The sequence below is a fragment of the Qipengyuania sp. JC766 genome, from assembly GCF_040717445.1.
GTDB lineage: Bacteria > Pseudomonadota > Alphaproteobacteria > Sphingomonadales > Sphingomonadaceae > JC766.
Genome location: NZ_JBFEFL010000001.1, coordinates 1,707,407 through 1,723,562, shown reverse-complemented (window position 1 = coordinate 1,723,562; position 16,156 = coordinate 1,707,407). Strand labels below are relative to the sequence as shown.

General features: G+C 67.1%; 14 protein-coding genes. 9 read left to right on the top strand and 5 right to left on the bottom strand.

All coding sequences use genetic code 11. The features are described 5' to 3' along the window. The first annotated feature begins 7 nt into the window (after positions 1 to 7). The 3 genes from AB1K63_RS08335 to AB1K63_RS08325 all read left to right on the top strand — a co-directional run bounded on the left by AB1K63_RS08335 (position 8) and on the right by AB1K63_RS08325 (position 3,458). Entirely contained in the window at positions 8 to 679 is a 672-nt protein-coding gene (locus AB1K63_RS08335) for a glutathione S-transferase family protein (RefSeq protein WP_366959641.1), read from the top strand. Between the two features lie 78 nt (positions 680 to 757). After that, complete coding sequence (gene msrB, locus AB1K63_RS08330) at positions 758 to 1,159, top strand: peptide-methionine (R)-S-oxide reductase MsrB (RefSeq protein WP_366959640.1); 402 nt, start codon at positions 758 to 760, stop codon at positions 1,157 to 1,159. Positions 1,160 to 1,373: 214 nt separating this feature from the next. After that, positions 1,374 to 3,458: a PBP1A family penicillin-binding protein gene (locus AB1K63_RS08325; RefSeq protein WP_366960670.1), complete on the top strand. Its 2,085-nt coding sequence runs from the start codon at positions 1,374 to 1,376 to the stop codon at positions 3,456 to 3,458. An 87-nt stretch (positions 3,459 to 3,545) separates the two neighbouring features. On the opposite strand, the gene AB1K63_RS08320 is transcribed toward AB1K63_RS08325, so the two are convergent. The 3 genes from AB1K63_RS08320 to AB1K63_RS08310 form a co-directional block, all read right to left on the bottom strand. After that, positions 3,546 to 5,072: a Do family serine endopeptidase gene (locus AB1K63_RS08320; protein WP_366960669.1), complete on the bottom strand. Its 1,527-nt coding sequence runs from the start codon at positions 5,070 to 5,072 to the stop codon at positions 3,546 to 3,548. A 128-nt stretch (positions 5,073 to 5,200) separates the two neighbouring features. Continuing rightward, the gene (locus AB1K63_RS08315; protein WP_366959639.1) at positions 5,201 to 6,043 is read right to left on the bottom strand and encodes a protease modulator HflC; all 843 of its coding nucleotides are present in this window, start codon (positions 6,041 to 6,043) and stop codon (positions 5,201 to 5,203) included. A 6-nt stretch (positions 6,044 to 6,049) separates the two neighbouring features. Continuing rightward, positions 6,050 to 7,267, bottom strand: coding sequence for a protease modulator HflK (locus AB1K63_RS08310; protein ID WP_366959638.1), 1,218 nt, complete (start codon positions 7,265 to 7,267; stop codon positions 6,050 to 6,052). A gap of 261 nt (positions 7,268 to 7,528) precedes the next feature. Between AB1K63_RS08310 and AB1K63_RS08305 the strand changes: the two genes are divergently transcribed. Genes AB1K63_RS08305 through AB1K63_RS08290 form a run of 4 tightly spaced genes read left to right on the top strand, consistent with a single transcriptional unit; the run spans position 7,529 to position 13,045 of the window. Then, positions 7,529 to 8,320 (top strand): Mrp/NBP35 family ATP-binding protein, encoded by a 792-nt coding sequence (locus AB1K63_RS08305; protein ID WP_366960668.1) that lies wholly within the window; start codon positions 7,529 to 7,531, stop codon positions 8,318 to 8,320. Then, the gene (locus AB1K63_RS08300) at positions 8,317 to 10,590 is read left to right on the top strand and encodes a molybdopterin cofactor-binding domain-containing protein (RefSeq protein ID WP_366959637.1); all 2,274 of its coding nucleotides are present in this window, start codon (positions 8,317 to 8,319) and stop codon (positions 10,588 to 10,590) included. Before AB1K63_RS08305 ends, AB1K63_RS08300 begins: the two co-directional genes overlap by 4 nt. After that, positions 10,587 to 11,609: a ferrochelatase gene (hemH, locus tag AB1K63_RS08295; RefSeq protein ID WP_366959636.1), complete on the top strand. Its 1,023-nt coding sequence runs from the start codon at positions 10,587 to 10,589 to the stop codon at positions 11,607 to 11,609. Before AB1K63_RS08300 ends, hemH begins: the two co-directional genes overlap by 4 nt. Before the next feature lie 47 nt (positions 11,610 to 11,656). After that, positions 11,657 to 13,045 (top strand): cytochrome P450, encoded by a 1,389-nt coding sequence (locus tag AB1K63_RS08290; protein ID WP_366959635.1) that lies wholly within the window; start codon positions 11,657 to 11,659, stop codon positions 13,043 to 13,045. Here AB1K63_RS08290 and AB1K63_RS08285 read toward each other — a convergent pair. Continuing rightward, a complete protein-coding gene (locus tag AB1K63_RS08285; RefSeq protein ID WP_366959634.1) occupies positions 13,042 to 13,221 on the bottom strand; it encodes a DUF1674 domain-containing protein in 180 nt (59 codons plus the stop codon). The genes AB1K63_RS08290 and AB1K63_RS08285 overlap by 4 nt on opposite strands. 54 nt (positions 13,222 to 13,275) lie before the next feature. On the opposite strand from AB1K63_RS08285, the gene AB1K63_RS08280 reads away from it, so the two are divergent. Next, positions 13,276 to 14,511 carry a transcription antitermination factor NusB gene (locus AB1K63_RS08280; protein ID WP_366959633.1) on the top strand — a complete coding sequence of 412 codons (1,236 nt, stop codon included), beginning with the start codon at positions 13,276 to 13,278 and terminating at the stop codon, positions 14,509 to 14,511. Positions 14,512 to 14,521: 10 nt separating this feature from the next. On the opposite strand, the gene AB1K63_RS08275 is transcribed toward AB1K63_RS08280, so the two are convergent. Continuing rightward, positions 14,522 to 15,241 carry a bacteriorhodopsin gene (locus tag AB1K63_RS08275; protein WP_366959632.1) on the bottom strand — a complete coding sequence of 240 codons (720 nt, stop codon included), beginning with the start codon at positions 15,239 to 15,241 and terminating at the stop codon, positions 14,522 to 14,524. Positions 15,242 to 15,392: 151 nt separating this feature from the next. Between AB1K63_RS08275 and AB1K63_RS08270 the strand changes: the two genes are divergently transcribed. Further along, positions 15,393 to 16,106: a class I SAM-dependent methyltransferase gene (locus AB1K63_RS08270; RefSeq protein ID WP_366959631.1), complete on the top strand. Its 714-nt coding sequence runs from the start codon at positions 15,393 to 15,395 to the stop codon at positions 16,104 to 16,106. Positions 16,107 to 16,156: the final 50 nt, after the last annotated feature.

Genomic DNA, 16,156 nt, shown 5'->3' with positions numbered 1-16,156 from the left:
AGCGCCCATGTGGACCCTCTTTCAATTCCCGCTCTGCCCGTTCAGCCGCAAGGTGCGCCTGCTGCTGAGCGAGAAGGGTGTGGGATACGAACTCACGCGCGAAAACCCGTGGGAAGCGCGCGACGAGTTTCTCGACCTGAATCCCGCCTGCCGCACCCCCGTGCTGCATGACGACGAGCGCGGCCTGACCCTGCGGGATTCGCGCGCGATCTGCGAGTATTTCGAGGAGACGGTCGACAAGTCGCCGATGATCAACGGCACGTCCGCCCAGCGCGCGGAAATTCGCCGGCTGGTCGCTCTGTTCGACGAGAACCTCTATGGCGACATCGTCGCCCCGCTGCTGCACGAGCGGATGAAGAAGCGCCTGATCCTGCGCCAACCGCCCGATGCGCGCGTGCTGCGCGAAGCGATGAAGCTGGCCCACACGCATCTCTATTACATCGACTGGCTGATCGATAACCGGCCCTGGCTGGCCGGCTCGCAGATGAGCCTTGCGGATATCGCGGCGGCCGCGCAGTTGTCCGTGGCGGACTATCTGGGCGGGATCGACTGGACCGGCCACGAACAGGCTCAGGGCTGGTACTCGGTCCTCAAGAGCCGGCCGAGCTTCCGGCCACTCCTGTCGGAGCGCATGGAAGTAATTCAGCCCCCGGAACACTACGCCAAGGTCGATGCGTAGGGTGGGGCGCCCATTGCCCCGATGCCTTGCACAATAACGGTCCGTTTCTAGATTCTTTCGGGTAAGGAGAATACCGAAATGGCCGAAATGAAGACCCTGACCGACGCCGAATGGCGCGAGCGGCTGACGCCCGAACAGTTCCACGTCCTGCGCGAAGGGGGCACGGAGCGTGCCTTTACCGGCGCTCTCAACGCCAACAAGGAATCGGGCGAATACCACTGCGCGGCCTGCGGCCAGCTGCTGTTCCAGAGCACCGACAAGTATGACAGCGGCTCGGGCTGGCCCAGCTTCACGGCGCCCGCCGGCGGAGAGGCGGTGGAGGAGAACCGTGATACCTCCCATGGGATGGTCCGGACCGAAGTGGTCTGCTCCAATTGCGGCAGTCATCTGGGCCACGTGTTCCCCGACGGGCCAAGCGATGCAGGCGGGATGCGGTACTGTATCAACTCCGCGGCGCTGGAGTTCGAAGCGGAGGATTAATTCCCGCCGCCCGTTCACCCGCGATTAGAAGTCCACTATGCATGGCAGGATGGGAAAGCTGCAGGTGCCGGCATCCGCATCGGACCGGTTGCGCCATGCATGAAGGTGGAACGCATTGACCGCGAAACGGGGTAGCCGCCGAGAGGCTTCCGAACGCCAGATCGTAAAGCGCGGAGGGCGCGAGAAAGCGCCGTTGCGCGGCTGGAAGCTCTGGCTGCGCCGCCTGTTCGTCACGGGTCTGGTAGTCGGCCTGCTGGGCGCGCTGTTCCTCGGCCTCGCTGTGTTCTTCTCGGCCCGGACGCTGCCCAGCTTCGCCGAACTCAAGGCCACCCAGACCGCGCAGACCATCGTGGTGCGCGCGCGCGACGGTACGGAGATCGTCGAACTCGGGCCGAGCTACGGCAAGTGGATCCCGCACCAGGACATCCCGCAAGTGATGAAGGACGCGATGATCTCGGTCGAGGATCGTCGGTACCAGTCCCATTTCGGTATCGATCCCATTGGCCTGGCACGCGCTCTCTACGTTGCCGTGACCGACGATTCCCGCGTGTCCGCGACATCCACGATCACCCAGCAGCTCGCCCGGAACCTGTTCCTCAATTCCAACCGCACCTTCGATCGCAAGATGCGCGAAGCGGTGCTGGCGATGGCGCTGGAATCGAAATTCACCAAGGAGGAGATCCTCGAACTCTACCTCAACAAGGTGTATTTCGGCGGCGGCGCCTACGGGATCGACAGCGCCAGTCGCAAGTTCTTCAGCCACCCGGCGACGGAACTGAGCACGGCGGAAGCCGCCATCATCGCCGGACTGGTGAAGGCCCCGTCGCGCTATTCGCCCACGGCCGACACGGCGGCGGCGGTGGACCGCGCGCAGGTCGTGCTGCGCCTGATGAAGGAGCAGGGCCGCATCCCGCAAAGCGCGACGATCGATCCCGAAGCGGTGAAGCTGAAGGAACAGTCGGGCGAGAACTCGGTGCGCTACTTCACCGACTGGGCGCTTCCGCAGCTCGATATCCTTTTGCCGGAAACCTACGAGCCGATCGAGGTATGGACCACGATCGACATCGGGATGCAGCGCGCGGCCGAAACCGCGATTACGCGCAACGCCCCTGACGGGGCGCAGGGCGCGCTGGTTTCGCTCGATCGCGACGGCGCCGTCCTCGCGATGATCGGCGGCACCGATTACGTGGAAACCAATTACAACCGCGCGACGTCCGCCCTGCGGCAGCCGGGTTCCTCCTGGAAGCTGTTCGTCTATCTTGCTGCGCTGGAAGCCGGCTACCGGCCGGAAGATCGTGTTGTGGATACGCCGGTCACGATCGACGGCTGGCAACCGCGCAATTCGGGAGGGGGCTATTCGGGCGAAATGGATCTTCGCAGCGCCTTTGCCTATTCGAAGAACACCGTGGCGGCGCAGCTGGGCAATGAAGTCGGCTTCGGAACGGTCGCCTCGATGGCGCGGCGCTTCGGCATCTCGACCCCCGTTTCCACCTATCCCTCCATGGTTCTCGGCAGCTCGGAAACCCGGCTGATCGACATGACGCGCGCTTTCGCCGCAGTCTCGGCTGGCGGCAACTCGGTCGAGCCCTACGGCATCGTCAAGGTGGTGACCGCCAGCGGGGAGACGATCTACCAGCACGAGCGCAAGGCGGGCGTGCGGCTGGTGCCGGACTACGTCGCGGCCGGCATCACCGACCTGCTGCAGAGCGCGGTGACCAACGGCACCGGCGGCGCGGCGCAGATCGGCCGTCCGGTGGCCGGCAAGACCGGCACCACCAGTTCCAACAAGGACGGCTATTTCGTCGGGTTTTCCAGCGGCGTCACAACTGGCGTCTGGATGGGCCGGGACGACAACCGCGCCGTCAGCGGGCTGCAGGGTGGCCGCGCCCCGGCGGCGGCCTTTGCCGCCTTCATGCGCTACGCGGTGAAGGACCGGCCGGTGGAGCAGTTCAACACCGAACTCGACCTTCCCGAATGGCAGCTCGAGGAAGAGGATCCCTTCAGTCTCGGCGAGGGAGACGATTACTACTACATCGACGAGGAAGGGAACATGATCCGTCCCGACCGCCCTGGCACCGGTGAGACCATGCCCAATCCGGGTGAGGGCGACGTGATGGACCGCGTGCCCGATGGCGGGAACGACGATGCCCCGGCCGCGGCGAGCGACGATTTCCTTGATCGGGCGATTGGTGGACAGCCCGGCCAGCCACGGCCGCGTCCCACGCCCATCCCGACGGTACGCGCACAACCACCGCGTGGACAGGATCAGGGCGGACAATCGGGAACCGGTCCGGGCTAGTTTCCGGCGGGGCTTTGATTGCTCCTGCGAAAAAGGGCTCCGCAGCGCTTGCTGTGGAGCCCTTTTCGTTTGGTCGGGCGAATGCCGTCAGCGGATGCGAACCGGCACGTAGGCGACCGGTCGGCCATTGCGCTGGATGCGCAGCAAGACCGCGGGACGATCGTTGCGCTCCGCTTCCGCAATCGCGGCTTCCAGTTCCGCGACCGAGGAGATCGGCTCGTAATTGACCGACAGGATGATGTCGCGGCGGCGAATGCCCTTGCGCGCGGCGTCCGAATTGCGGTCCACCCGCGCCACGGCCACGCCCTGCGTGTCCGAACCGGAGCCGAGCTGTTCCGCGATGCTCGGCGTGACCGGCACCACCTGCAGGCCCAGCTTCTCGGCCACCGCATCGTTCGAATCGAGGTTCTGGGGGAGCTGTTCCTCCTCGTCCTCTTCGGGACCGAACATCTGGCTCTGCTGCAGTTCCTCGTCGGTCGGCCGTGCACCGACGGTCACCTGCACCGTGCGGCGCTGGCCGTCGCGGATCAGTTCGATCGGCACCGTCGATCCCGGCGCGATATTGGCGACGATGAAGGACAGGTTCTGGTCCGGGCTGACATTCTTGCCGTCGATGGTCAGCACGATGTCGCCCGCGCGGATGCCCGCCGCACCGGCCGGACCTTCCGGAAGGACCCGCTGGATGATCTCGCCCTGCCGTTCGGGCAGGCCGAGCGATGCGGCCAGGTCGTCGCTCAGCGGCTCGCGATTGACGCCGAGATAGCCGCGCTCGACCCGCTCGCCGCGCTGCAATTGCGCGACGATGGGCTGCGCGATCTCGGCCGGGATGGCGAAGCCGATCCCGACACTACCGCCCGAAGGCGAGAAGATCGCATTGTTGATGCCGATGACATTGCCCTGCATGTCGAACAGGGGGCCGCCCGAATTGCCGCGATTGATGCTGGCATCGGTCTGGATGTAGCGGTCGTAAGCGCCAGCGGTACCCGTGTTGCGGTAGACCGCAGAGACGATCCCGCTGGTTACGGTCCCGCCGAGACCGAACGGATTGCCGATCGCGACCACCCAGTCACCCGGACGCGCCGCGCTGGAATCGCCGAATTCGACGAAGGGAAACGGATCGCTGCGGCTGATCTTGAGGACCGCAAGGTCGGACGCGGTATCGGCGCCCACCAGCTCGGCTTCGTACTCGGTACCGTCCGGCATGGTGACCGTGATTTCCTCGACCGTCGCATTCGGATTGCCCGGTGCGACGACGTGGTTGTTGGTGACCACGAAGCCGTCGGAGGAGATCAGGAAGCCCGATCCCAGCGACTGGCCCTCGCGCGTCGTGGGCTCGCCCTGTCCGCGCTGTCCGAACAGCTGGCCGAGCGGCGTGCCGGCGAACGGGTTGGCCTGCACCTGCACGACCTGCCGGGTGGAGATGTTGACCACCGCCGGCTGCAGCTGCTCCGTCAGGTCGGCGAAGGTTTCCGGGGCACCGGCTCGCGGCACGATGCCGGACATGCGCCCGTCGTCGTTCTGCGCGACCTGCGCGCCTGCGGGATAACCGGTGGTAAGGGTAAGCGCCGCGCCTCCGAGGAGCAGCGCACTGGTGACAGAATAGGCGTATCGCACGGGCTTCACGTCCTCTCGTTCCTTCTCACAGTTCTATACGACGACATCGCGCCAAAGTTTCATGTCCCCGTTTTCGCGACTTTCCGGCTTAACCCGCTTTGAATGTGCGGCGCCGGATCGACGAACGGTCAACGGCCTCCGCGGAACTGCCGGAGATACTCGTTGTCCTCGGACAGGATGATGCTGCTCTCGCCCGCATCCTCGCCTGTTCCGAAGGTCCGGTCGTAGCTCTGCATCGCGCGGTAGAAGTCGTAGAAGTCGGGATCCTGGCTATAGCTGTCGGCATAGATCCGCGCCGCTTCCGCATCCGCATCGGCACGAATGATGCGCGCATCGCGATCGCCAGTCGCGCGGATGGTCCGCGCCTCGCGCTGGCGATCCGACCGCATCCGCTCGAAGGCGGAATCTAGCGGAGCGCCGCTCGGCAGGTCGGTCCGCTTGATCTGCACGTCGATCACTTGCGCACCGTACTGGCGGGCCTGGCGGTCCAGATTGGCCTGGACATTGTCCAGCGCGGTACCGCGCTCCGCGGTCAGCATGGCCTGGAAGGTCCGGCGGCCCAGTTCCTGGCGCAGCACGGAATTCAGGATCGGCTCCAGCGCAGAGCGGACCCCGTCGGTCGTGCCGGCGCGTTCCACCATCCGCACCGGATCGACGATCCGGAAGCGGGCATAGGCGTTGACCAGCAAGCGCTGCTGGTCGTTCGACAGCACTTCCTGAGGCTCCATCTCGAGGTCGAGGATGCGGCGCTCGATCCGCTGCACCCGGTCGTAGAACGGGATGTGCAGATAGACCCCCGCCTGCGAGGGTTCGTCGGGGTCATAGGCGTTGAGCTTGTAGACCGGATTACCGGCGCGGATCACGACCGCCTGTTCCTCTTCCGGAACGACGACGATGCTGGCGAGCAGGGCGATCACAACCACGACGATGCCGATGATCGGGAGCTTGTAGGTTTCCCATATATTCGACATTTTCGCTTACTCCTGTCCGGTCGCGCTGGGCGACGGGCTTGCGGCCGGCCTCGGGGCCGTTGCCGTTGCGGTCGGTGCGGGGGTGCCGGCGGATTGCCTGCGGCGCAGTTCGGGCAGCGGCAGGTACGGCGTCACGCCGTCCGCTTCGATCACCACCTTGTCGTTCTGGCGCAGCACGCGCTCCATCGTCTCGTAATAGAGACGGCGGCGGGTCACTTCGGGCGCCTGCCGGTATTCCTCGTACACACGGTCGAAGGCGGCGGTTTCACCCTGCGCGTTCTGGAGGACCTGCTGCGCGACACCGCGCGCCTGGTTGCGGGCGGCATCGGCATTTTGCTGGGCCACGAGCACGTCGCGGAAGGCGTCGTTCACTTCGGACGGCGGGTCCGCCTTGTCGATCTCGACGCCGCGCACCTGGATGCCGGACCGGTACCCGTCCAGGACGCGCTGCATGCGCTCGCGCACGGCGGTCTCGATTTCCGAGCGGCCCTGGCCTGAGAATGTGTCGTTCAGCGTCTTTTCGGCGACGGACGCACGCATCGCGGCTTCGGCCACTTCCTGGATCGTGACTTCCGGCTCGGCCAGCTCGAACTTGTAATTGGCAAGATCCTTGATGTTCCAGCGCACGAGATAACTGACATCGACGAGGTTCTGGTCGCCCGTCAGGATCAGCTTCTGCTGCGCGCTTTCGCCCGGGATCTCGAATGAGCGGACGCCCTGTACGTTCTCGACCTCGACCGTCTCGATCGGCCAGGGGAGCGAGACATTGAAGCCCGGCTCGTAAGTGCGGGTGTAGTTGCCCAGCGTCTTTACCACCGCGCGCTCTTCCGGCTGCACGATATGGATCATGGTGGACAGCAGCGCGATCGAGACCACCAGCACGGCGACCAGCGGGATCCAGCTGCGGCCGCCCGGGCCCGTCGGCATGCGGAAGTTGGGGCCGCCGGGACCCCCGCCGCTGCGTCGCGGACCTTCGGGACCGCGATTGCGGAAGATGTCTTCTATGTTGGCGGAACGACGCTTGCCGTCGTCGTCGTCGGAACCGCCGCCGCCGGGCAGCCACGGGTTCTTCGGGCCCCGCGGCCCGCCCGGTCCCGATGACGAGCCGTCGGGTCCGCCATCGCTCGCGCCGTCATCGCCCGAACCGTTGCCATTTTTCCTGCCCCCCCAGGGGCTTTTGCCGGCCATCGCCAGCCCAATTCGCGCACTCAGCGCCCGCATCATGTCCATGCCGATTGTTATAGGTTGGGATTGTCGGAAAAACAGGGGTTGGCATACGGAAAATGGTGCTATCGGGTCGCGGCCATGGATGAGAGCAGGTTGATCGACCGATTGCCCGACAGGCTTGCGAGCCGGGTGAAAACCGTGCGCGCCGTCGACGGCAGGGCAACCGTGATCGCCGATGCCGGGGCCTTGCGCGGACCGGCGCGCGATGCGCTGGAAGCCGAACTGAAAGACGCGCTGCTGGCAGTAGACGGGATCGACATGGTCCATGTCGCGCTGACGGCGGAGCGGACCGCGCGGCAACTCATCGCGATCGGATCGGGCAAGGGCGGGGTCGGCAAGTCTACCCTGACTGCCAACCTTGCCGTCGTTCTCGCGCGCGAAGGGCACAAGGTCGGGCTGGTCGATGCCGATGTCTACGGACCGTCGCAGCCCACGCTGCTGGGCACCAAGGACGCGAAGCCGGAAGCGACCGAGAAGCAGCTGATCCCGGTCGACAGCCCCTATGGCGTCCCGATGCTTTCCATGGGGCACCTCGTCGCCAGCGGGAAGGCACTGGCATGGCGCGGCCCGATGGCCGGCAATGCGCTGGCGCAGCTGGTGGAAGCGGACTGGGGCGATACCGAACTGCTGCTGCTGGACCTGCCGCCCGGCACGGGCGACGTGCAGCTGACCATGCTCCAGCGGTTCAAGCCGGCGGGCGCGGTCATCGTTTCCACGCCGCAGGATCTCGCCCTGATCGACGCGCAGCGCGCGGCCAATTTGTTCGAAGCGGGGCAGGTCCCGGTCATCGGCCTGGTGGAGAACATGGCGGGCTATGCCTGCCCGCATTGCGGCGAGATCAGCCATCCGTTCGGCGAAGGCGGGATGGAGCGCGTGGCGACGGAGGTCGGCATTCCCTTTCTCGGCCGTATCCCGCTGCACCGGGAAATCCGCCGCGCCAGCGATGCGGGGGAACCGCCCGCCGCCGGTGACGGGGAGCAGGCGGTCCATTTCCGCGAGATCGCCGCCGCCATGATGGCCGCGCTGGCGCACGGGACCGACCGCGAGTGAAGGTCAGTCGGCGGGGCATACTGGTCGGGGCGGCAGTGGGGGGAGGACTGCTGGTCGCCTGGACGCTGAGACCGCGCAGTTTCCCGACCCCGCTGGAGCCCGCCGAAGGCGAATACGCCTTCGATGCCTGGCTGAAGATCGCCGAAGACGGCGTGGTCACGGTGGCCGTGCCGCAACTGGAAATGGGACAGGGCGTCACCACCATCCTGCCGCAAATCGTGGCGCAGGAACTGGGCGCGGACTGGCGGCAGGTCGCGGTCGAGCCCGCGCCGGTCAGCGGCGCTTATGCCAACGTGCCGCTCGCCGCGCGCTGGGCGGCGCTGTGGATGCCCTTCGCGCCCTCGCTCGCCGAGAGCGAGACGGATATCGCGACCACACGTTTCGCGCAGATGAGCCGCTTCACCGCGACGGCCGACGGCAGCACGATATCCGCCTACGAAATACCGAGCCGCAACGCCGCCGCATCCGCGCGGGCGGTGCTGGCGATGGAAGCGGCCGAGCGATGGGATGTCCGCTGGGAGGAATGCGAGGTCGCGGATGGTCTCGTCCGCCATGGCGAGCGGAGCGCGACCTTCGCGCAACTGGTTGCCGGCGCTTCGGAACGCGAACCGCCCGATCCGCCGCCCCTGCGGCCCGAACCGATGTCCGAACGCCCGATGCCGGGCGAGGTGGAGGGGGCAGGCGCTTTTCCCCGGCTCGACCTGCCGAGCAAGGTCGACGGCAGTCACGTCTTTGCCGGCGACGTGCGCCTTCCCGACATGGTCTTTGCCGCGATCAGGCATGGTCCGCTGGACCGGGCGGAGCTGACCGCGTTCAACCCATCGGCAGGGGACGGAAACCCACGGGTGCTGGGCCATGTCGACGGGAAGGCGTGGCTGGCGGTGGTCGCGAGCGACTGGTGGACGGCGGACCGGACGGTGGACGCCATGACGCCGCGCTTCCGGGTCACCGCCCCGGTGGACAGCGATACGATCGAACAACGCCTGGGCGATGCGGTTCGCGACGGACCTAGCGCTCGCCTGCGCCGGATCGGCCCGGACAACAGCGTGCTCGACGATCCCGACTTCGCGCGCCGTTACGATATCGAACCCGCCATCCATGCTGCGATCGAGACCGCGACCGCCACCGCGCGGCTGACCGACGGCAGGCTGGAACTGTGGCTCGCGTCGCAGGCGCCCGAACGGACGCGCGTGGCGGCGGCGGAGGCGCTGGGCCTCTCCGAAGAGGATGTCGTCCTCTACCCGATGCCCGCGGGCGGCAGTTTCGACAGCAGGCTGGACGACCGGCACGCGGTGGAAGCCGCGATCATCGCGCGCGAGATCGGCCGGCCGGTGCAGCTGGTCTGGTCCCGTTGGCAGGAACATCTCGCCGGCTTTCCCCGCGCCCCCGCCGCGGCCACGCTGGCGGCGCGCTTCGTGCCCAACCAGCGCGGCCGGATTGCCGTGCTGCGGACCCGCATCGCCGTGCCGGCCACTGCGCGCGAACTGGGCGGGCGGCTGTTCGACGGCAAGCCCCATTGGGAAGCGCGCAAGGACGTTGCCGAGGAAGCGGACCCGCTGGCCGTGGAGGGTGCCTGGCCCCCTTACGACATTCCCGACATGGCGCTGAACCACGCGCCGCTCGATATCGGCTTGTCGACCGGTCCGATGCGCGGCGGGGCGCATGGCTACACGGCCTTCATGGTCGAAAGTTTCGTCGACGAGGTCGCGGCCGAGTTCGGGCGCGAACCGCTGTCCTACCGGATCGAGATGCTGGGCGAAGATACGCGGCTGGTGCAGTGTCTGCAGGAGGCTGCGCGGCTGGCCCGGTGGAACGGCGGCCTTTCGCAGAGCGGGCAGGGCATCGCCTGCCACCGGATGCAGCGCTTTGGCGCGACGGGCCGCATCGCCTGCGTCGCCACCGCGCGGCGCGGGGAGGGCGGGATCCAGGTCACGCGGTTGAGCGCCGCGGTCGATCTGGGGCGGATCGTCAATCTCGACATCGCGCGCCAGCAGATCGAGGGCGGGCTGGTGTTCGGCATGGCGCAGGCGCTGGGCGCGTCCACCACCTATCGCGACGGCCTGCCGCAGGCGCAGCGGCTGGCGGACCTGAACCTGCCCACGCTTGCCGACTGCCCGGAGATCGAGGTCGAGTTCCTGCCGGGGGAAAGCGAGCCTTTCGACCCGGGCGAACTGGGCGTCGCCGTCGCTGCGCCCGCCATCGCCAATGCGCTCTATTCGGCAACAGGGCTTCGTTTTCGGCGCCTGCCGCTTATCTCGGGCGGGTTATGACCTGGCAGACACAGAAACTCCCCGCCGACCATCCTCCCGTACAATCGGGCAAGGTCGGCCTGCTCGTCGTCAACCTCGGGACGCCGGACGATCCCTCGCCCAAGGCGGTAAAGCGCTATCTCGCGGAATTCCTGTCCGACCCGCGCGTGGTGGAGATCCCGCCGCTGGTCTGGCAGCCGATCCTGAGGGGCATCATCCTCAACACCCGGCCGAAGAAGTCGGCCCATGCCTACAGCCAGGTCTGGACCGACCGCGGATCGCCGCTGGCCGTGATTACCGAGGACCAGGCGGCCGGGCTGCAGCAGAGGCTGGGAGATGGGGTGAAAGTCGACTGGGCGATGCGCTACGGCAAGCCGTCCATTCCCGACCGGCTGAAGGCGCTGCACGATGCGGGCTGCGACCGCATCCTGGTCGCGCCGCTCTACCCGCACTATTCCGGCGCGACGACCGCGACGGTTGTGGACAAGGTCGGGGAAACGCTGGGGACGATGCGTTGGCAACCCACGCTGCGCACGCTTCCGCCCTATCACGACGATCCTGCCTATATCGACGCGCTAACCCGCGATACCGCCCGCCAGATCGACGGGCTCGATTTCGAGCCGGAAGTCCTGCTGCTGAGCTTCCACGGCATGCCGCTGCGCACGCTGGAACTGGGCGATCCCTATCACTGTCACTGCCGCAAGACGGCGCGCCTGCTGGAAGAAAGGATGGCGCGGCCGGGTCTTCGCTTCGTCACCACTTTCCAGTCTCGCTTCGGCCGGGCCAAGTGGCTGGAGCCGGCGACGGACGTCACTCTGGAAGCGGAAGGCGCGCGCGGGACGAAGCGGCTCGCCGTGGCGACGCCGGGCTTTTCGGCCGACTGCCTCGAGACGCTGGAGGAAATCGCGCTGCAGGGGCGCGACAGTTTCCTGAAGGCGGGGGGCGAGAAATTCGCCGCGCTGGCCTGCCTCAATACGAGCGAGCCTGGCATGGACCTGCTGGAAGCGATGATGCGGCGCGAGCTTTCCGGCTGGATTTGACGGCCTGCGCACGTTACTGACATCGGGGTAAGTAAGGAGCTTCCCCGATGGCCACCCACGCCGATCCGCATTCGCCCGCACTTGCCGCGACCGGCCCCGAACCGGCCGCCTCGCTGGACCATATTCCCGGTGCGGACGGGCTGCCCGTCGTCGGCTCGACGCTCGCGATCCTGAGCGACCCGCCGCGTTTCTCGCGCACCATGCTCGAACGCTACGGCCGCATCTACAAGGTCAACAGCTTCGGTTACTACACGGTCTCGTTGATCGGGCCGGAGGCGAACGAGCTGGTCCTGTTCGACCGCGACAAGCTGTTCTCGAGCGAGAAGGGCTGGGGTCCGGTGCTCGACAAGCTGTTCCCCCGCGGGCTGATGCTGATCGATTTTGACCATCACCGGATGGACCGCCGCGCGCTCTCGATCGCGTTCAAGCCCGGCCCGATGCGGCACTATGCCGACAGCCTCAATCGCGGCGTCGCCCGGCGGATGGAGGAGTGGGGCGCCGAGAACCCCCGGGGCGAAATGCTGTTCTACCCCGCGATCAAGCAGCTGACGCTGGACCTCGCGGCGGACAGCTTCATCGACCTGCCGCTTGGCGCCGAAGCGGAAAAGATCAACCAGGCCTTCGTCGACATGGTGCAGGCCTCGGTCGCGCCGGTCCGCAAGCCGCTGCCGTTCACGCAGATGGGCCGAGGCGTGAAGGGGCGCAAATACCTCGTCGACTGGTTCGGCAGGGAAACCGTGCGGCGTCGCGAGGGTGCCGGCGGGCAGGACCTGTTCAGCCAGTTCGCGCGCGCAACGCGCGAGGATGGCGAGCTGCTGTCGGTGCAGGAAGTGGTCGATCACATGATCTTCCTGATGATGGCGGCGCACGACACCATCACCTCGTCAGCGACCACGCTGGTCCACCAGCTCGCGCTGCACCCGGAATGGCAGGAGAAGATCCGGCGCGAAGTGCTGGCGGTGACCGGCGGCGAGGGCAGGGCCGTCGGCTACGAACAGCTGGGCGAACTGGAACTGACCGAGATGGCGTTCAAGGAAGCGCTGCGGTTCCTGCCGCCGGTGCCCTCGATCCCCCGCCGGGCCCTGCGCGACTTCGAGTTCGGCGGATACACGATACCGGCCGGTACCCAGGTTTCGGTGAGCCCGGGAGCAACCCATCACCTGGCGGATATCTGGCCGGAACCGGAGCGCTTCGATCCGATGCGTTTCACGCGCGAGGCGGAAAAGGCGCGGCATAAATACGCCTGGGTCCCCTTCGGGGGCGGCGCGCACATGTGCCTGGGGCTGCATTTCGCCTACATGCAGATCAAGATCCTGATGGCGCACATGCTGACCCGCTACCGGATCGAGATTGCCAAGGGATACGAGCCCGAATGGCAGGCCTGGCCGATTCCCAAACCGAAGGACGGGCTGCGGGTCACCCTGAAGCCGCTCTAACTGAAATCGATCGCGATCCCGTCTTTCACCCAGTCGCCGTAGCGGGTGGGGCTGAGGCCCTGCGGGTCGTCGCGCTCGCTCTCGGGTACGGGCGCTTCTGGCTCGGGTGGCGGATCGTTGGTCCAGTGGGCGGGCTTGGTGAAGCCATCGGGTCGTTTCGTGGCGCGCTGGGTCATGCCTTGGAAATGCGCGCGCTGGCGCTTGGTTTCAAGCATCGCTAGGCGGGGACCATGGCCGAGATACCCGGATTGCCCGCGCGCCGCGCCGCGCTGCAGATGCTGGACGCCGTGCTGCGCCGGGGCGAGACGCTGGAACTGGCGGAACGCGCCGCGCTCGGCCGCGTGCGCAGTCCTGCCGACAAGGCGCTGGCCCGCGCCATCGTGCACGAGGCGCTGCGCTGGCTGGCCGACCTCGACGCTCTGATCGACAGCGCCACGACAAAACGCCTGCCGGACGATGCCAAGCCGCGCAGCGTGCTGCGCCTGATGCTGGCACAGTGGCTGCGGCTGGATACGCCGCCCCATGCGGTGATCGCGACCGCGCTGCCCTTGCTGACCGGCGGGCCGCGGCGGCTCGCGCATGGCGTCTTCAGCACGCTGACCAAGCGGGAGATCGCGCTACCGGATATACCGACCTTGCCGGATACGGTGCGGGCGCGCTGGGGGGAACGGGCGGATGCGGTCGCGGCCGGCCTCGCCGTGCCGCCGCCGCTCGATCTTTCGCTCAAGGACCCCGCACGGACGGCCGATATCGCCGCGCAGACCGGTGCCGGATCGCTCGCGCCCGGACACTTGCGGCTGCCGCGCGGAACACCGGTCGATCGCATTGCCGGCTTCGAGGCGGGCGAATGGTGGGTGCAGGACATTGCCGCATCGCTGCCCGCGCGCCTGCTCGGACCGGGGGAGGGTCGCCGCGTTCTAGACTTGTGCGCCGCGCCGGGCGGCAAGACGATGCAACTGGCGGCAGCCGGCTGGCAGGTGACCGCGCTCGACCAGAGCGGCCCGCGCCTGCAGCGGCTGCGAGAGAACCTCGCGCGCACCGGACTGGAGGCGGAAACCGTCAAGGCCGATGCGCTGACCTACCAGCCCGCCAAGGCGTTCGACGCGATCCTGCTGGATGCGCCCTGTACCGCGACCGGAACCTGCCGCCGCCACCCGGACGTCCTGCACCGGATCGGTCCCCGGCAGATCGAGGAACTGGCGGAACTGCAGGCGGCCCTGCTTGCCCGCGCGGTGGAGTGGCTGCCGCAGGGCGGCACGCTGGTATACGCCGTCTGCTCGCTGGAACACGAGGAGGGCGAGGAGCAGGCGGCCCGCGTCGCTCTGGACCCTGCCCCGATCACGCCGGACGAACTGCCCGGGGGATTGCAGCCGACCGGGGAGGGCTGGCTGCGCACCCATCCCGGCCAGTTGCCGGATGCGGGCGGACTGGACGGCTTCTTCGTGGCGCGCTGGCGCAAGGGCTGAGCCTGGCGGCTCACAGCTCGCTGGCGGTAAGGGTTTTCCGGTCGGCCGCGTCGAGGCTCAACTTCTTGAACCGCGCCGTCGCAACGAAGCCGTAGATCACCTTGGCAGTCACATCGAGGACGAGGATCACCCACGCATCGGCCACCGCGTCGAACAGGCCGAGACCTTGCGGGCCGAGTGCCCATTCGAGCGGGTAGATCGACCATACGATCAGCAGGAAGGCGAGATTGGCAGTGTAGACCTTCGTCAATTCGCCGCCGAGCGCCTTTGCCGCCCGCATCACCGGGCCGAGAAGCAGCCAGATGATGCCGACGAACGCCGCGCACGACCAGGCGAACCAGATCCATTTTTCCGCCTCGTTCGTCGCCAGCGCGCCCAGCAGGCCGGTCACGATCATCAGCGCGTCGAGGATCACGACCGGCAGGATGTAGGTGGAATGGCGGGGATGTTCGTGCAGGCCGGCCATCACCAGGCCGGTCAGCAGGATCGGTGTCGTCACGATCCAGTCCGCATAGCGGGCGAGGAAGATCGTTTCCCCGCTGACAAGCTCCAGCCGCCCGATCCCGAGCGTCATGGCCAGATAGGCCGTCGCCGCGATGAAGGGCACGACCGAATGGAACTGCGTGTGGTGGAGATATTCGGTGCGCTTGTCGCCATGCGCGTAGATCGCGAGCGATCCGAGAGCCATGACGACGAAACCGATGACGAGCGGGAGCGTAAGGTCTTGCATTTGCAGCATCCTTTTCGGCCCGTCCGTATGGGAAAGCCGATAAGGTGGGAACCGTTCCCCGCCCCGATTGCATGCAGTCATGCGTTTGACGCAACTGGCCTGCAATCGGCACTTGCGCCAATCCCGCCGAAGTCCCATGATATAAAGTATCATGACAGGACACGTCGCTTTCCGCACCGCCGATTTCTTCGATGCCGACATGGCCGCCGCCTACGACCGGCGGAACAGCGGGTTGCAGCCGATCTCCGACGGTCTGCATTTCCTGATGCGGCTGGTCCTCACCGAATTACCGCAGGACGCGCGGATCCTGTGCGTGGGGGTCGGAACCGGGGCGGACATCTTTGCGCTGGCCGAGGCTTTTCCGGGCTGGACCTTCACCGGCGTCGATCCGTCGCCGGACATGCTCGCCATCGCCGCACACAGGCTGGCCGACGCGGGTCTCGCCGATCGCTGCACACTGGTTGCGGGCCATGTGGAGGACCTGACGGAGACCGGCTTCGATGCGGCCGTCAGCCTGCTGGTCGCCCATTTCGTGCAGGAAGACGCACGTCCCGCCTTCTATCGCGCCATCCATGACCGGCTGCGCCCGGGTGGCCGTTTTGTCAGCGCCGAAATCAGTGCCGACCTCGATGGCGCCGGCTTCCCGGCCATGCTTGCGGACTGGCGGCAGGTCCAGGTCATGATGGGCGCGAACGAGGCATCGCTTGCCGCGCTGCCGGACATGTTGCGCGACGTGCTGTGCGTCCTGCCCGAAGACCGAACGGCCCAGCTTTGGCAGGACGCCGGCCTGTCCCGCCCCGTGCCGTTCTTCCAGAGCTTCATGATCCGCGCCTGGCATGGCACGAAGCCCGCTGCCGCCGGCTGACACGCTTAGCTGTCCGGAGTCACCGGCCCTGCATTTCGCGCTGTCCTACA

Bases quoted from the DNA above. Each gene is read 5' to 3' on its own strand.
- AB1K63_RS08335 (WP_366959641.1), top strand. From the start codon at position 8: ATGTGGACCCTCTTTCAATTCCCGCTCTGCCCGTTCAGCCGCAAGGTG.
- msrB (WP_366959640.1), top strand. From the start codon at position 758: ATGGCCGAAATGAAGACCCTGACCGACGCCGAATGGCGCGAGCGGCTG.
- AB1K63_RS08315 (WP_366959639.1), bottom strand. From the start codon at position 6,043: ATGTCGAATATATGGGAAACCTACAAGCTCCCGATCATCGGCATCGTC.
- AB1K63_RS08310 (WP_366959638.1), bottom strand. From the start codon at position 7,267: ATGATGCGGGCGCTGAGTGCGCGAATTGGGCTGGCGATGGCCGGCAAA.
- AB1K63_RS08305 (WP_366960668.1), top strand. From the start codon at position 7,529: ATGGTCCATGTCGCGCTGACGGCGGAGCGGACCGCGCGGCAACTCATC.
- hemH (WP_366959636.1), top strand. From the start codon at position 10,587: ATGACCTGGCAGACACAGAAACTCCCCGCCGACCATCCTCCCGTACAA.
- AB1K63_RS08290 (WP_366959635.1), top strand. From the start codon at position 11,657: ATGGCCACCCACGCCGATCCGCATTCGCCCGCACTTGCCGCGACCGGC.
- AB1K63_RS08285 (WP_366959634.1), bottom strand. From the start codon at position 13,221: ATGACCCAGCGCGCCACGAAACGACCCGATGGCTTCACCAAGCCCGCC.
- AB1K63_RS08280 (WP_366959633.1), top strand. From the start codon at position 13,276: ATGGCCGAGATACCCGGATTGCCCGCGCGCCGCGCCGCGCTGCAGATG.
- AB1K63_RS08275 (WP_366959632.1), bottom strand. From the start codon at position 15,241: ATGCAAGACCTTACGCTCCCGCTCGTCATCGGTTTCGTCGTCATGGCT.
- AB1K63_RS08270 (WP_366959631.1), top strand. From the start codon at position 15,393: ATGACAGGACACGTCGCTTTCCGCACCGCCGATTTCTTCGATGCCGAC.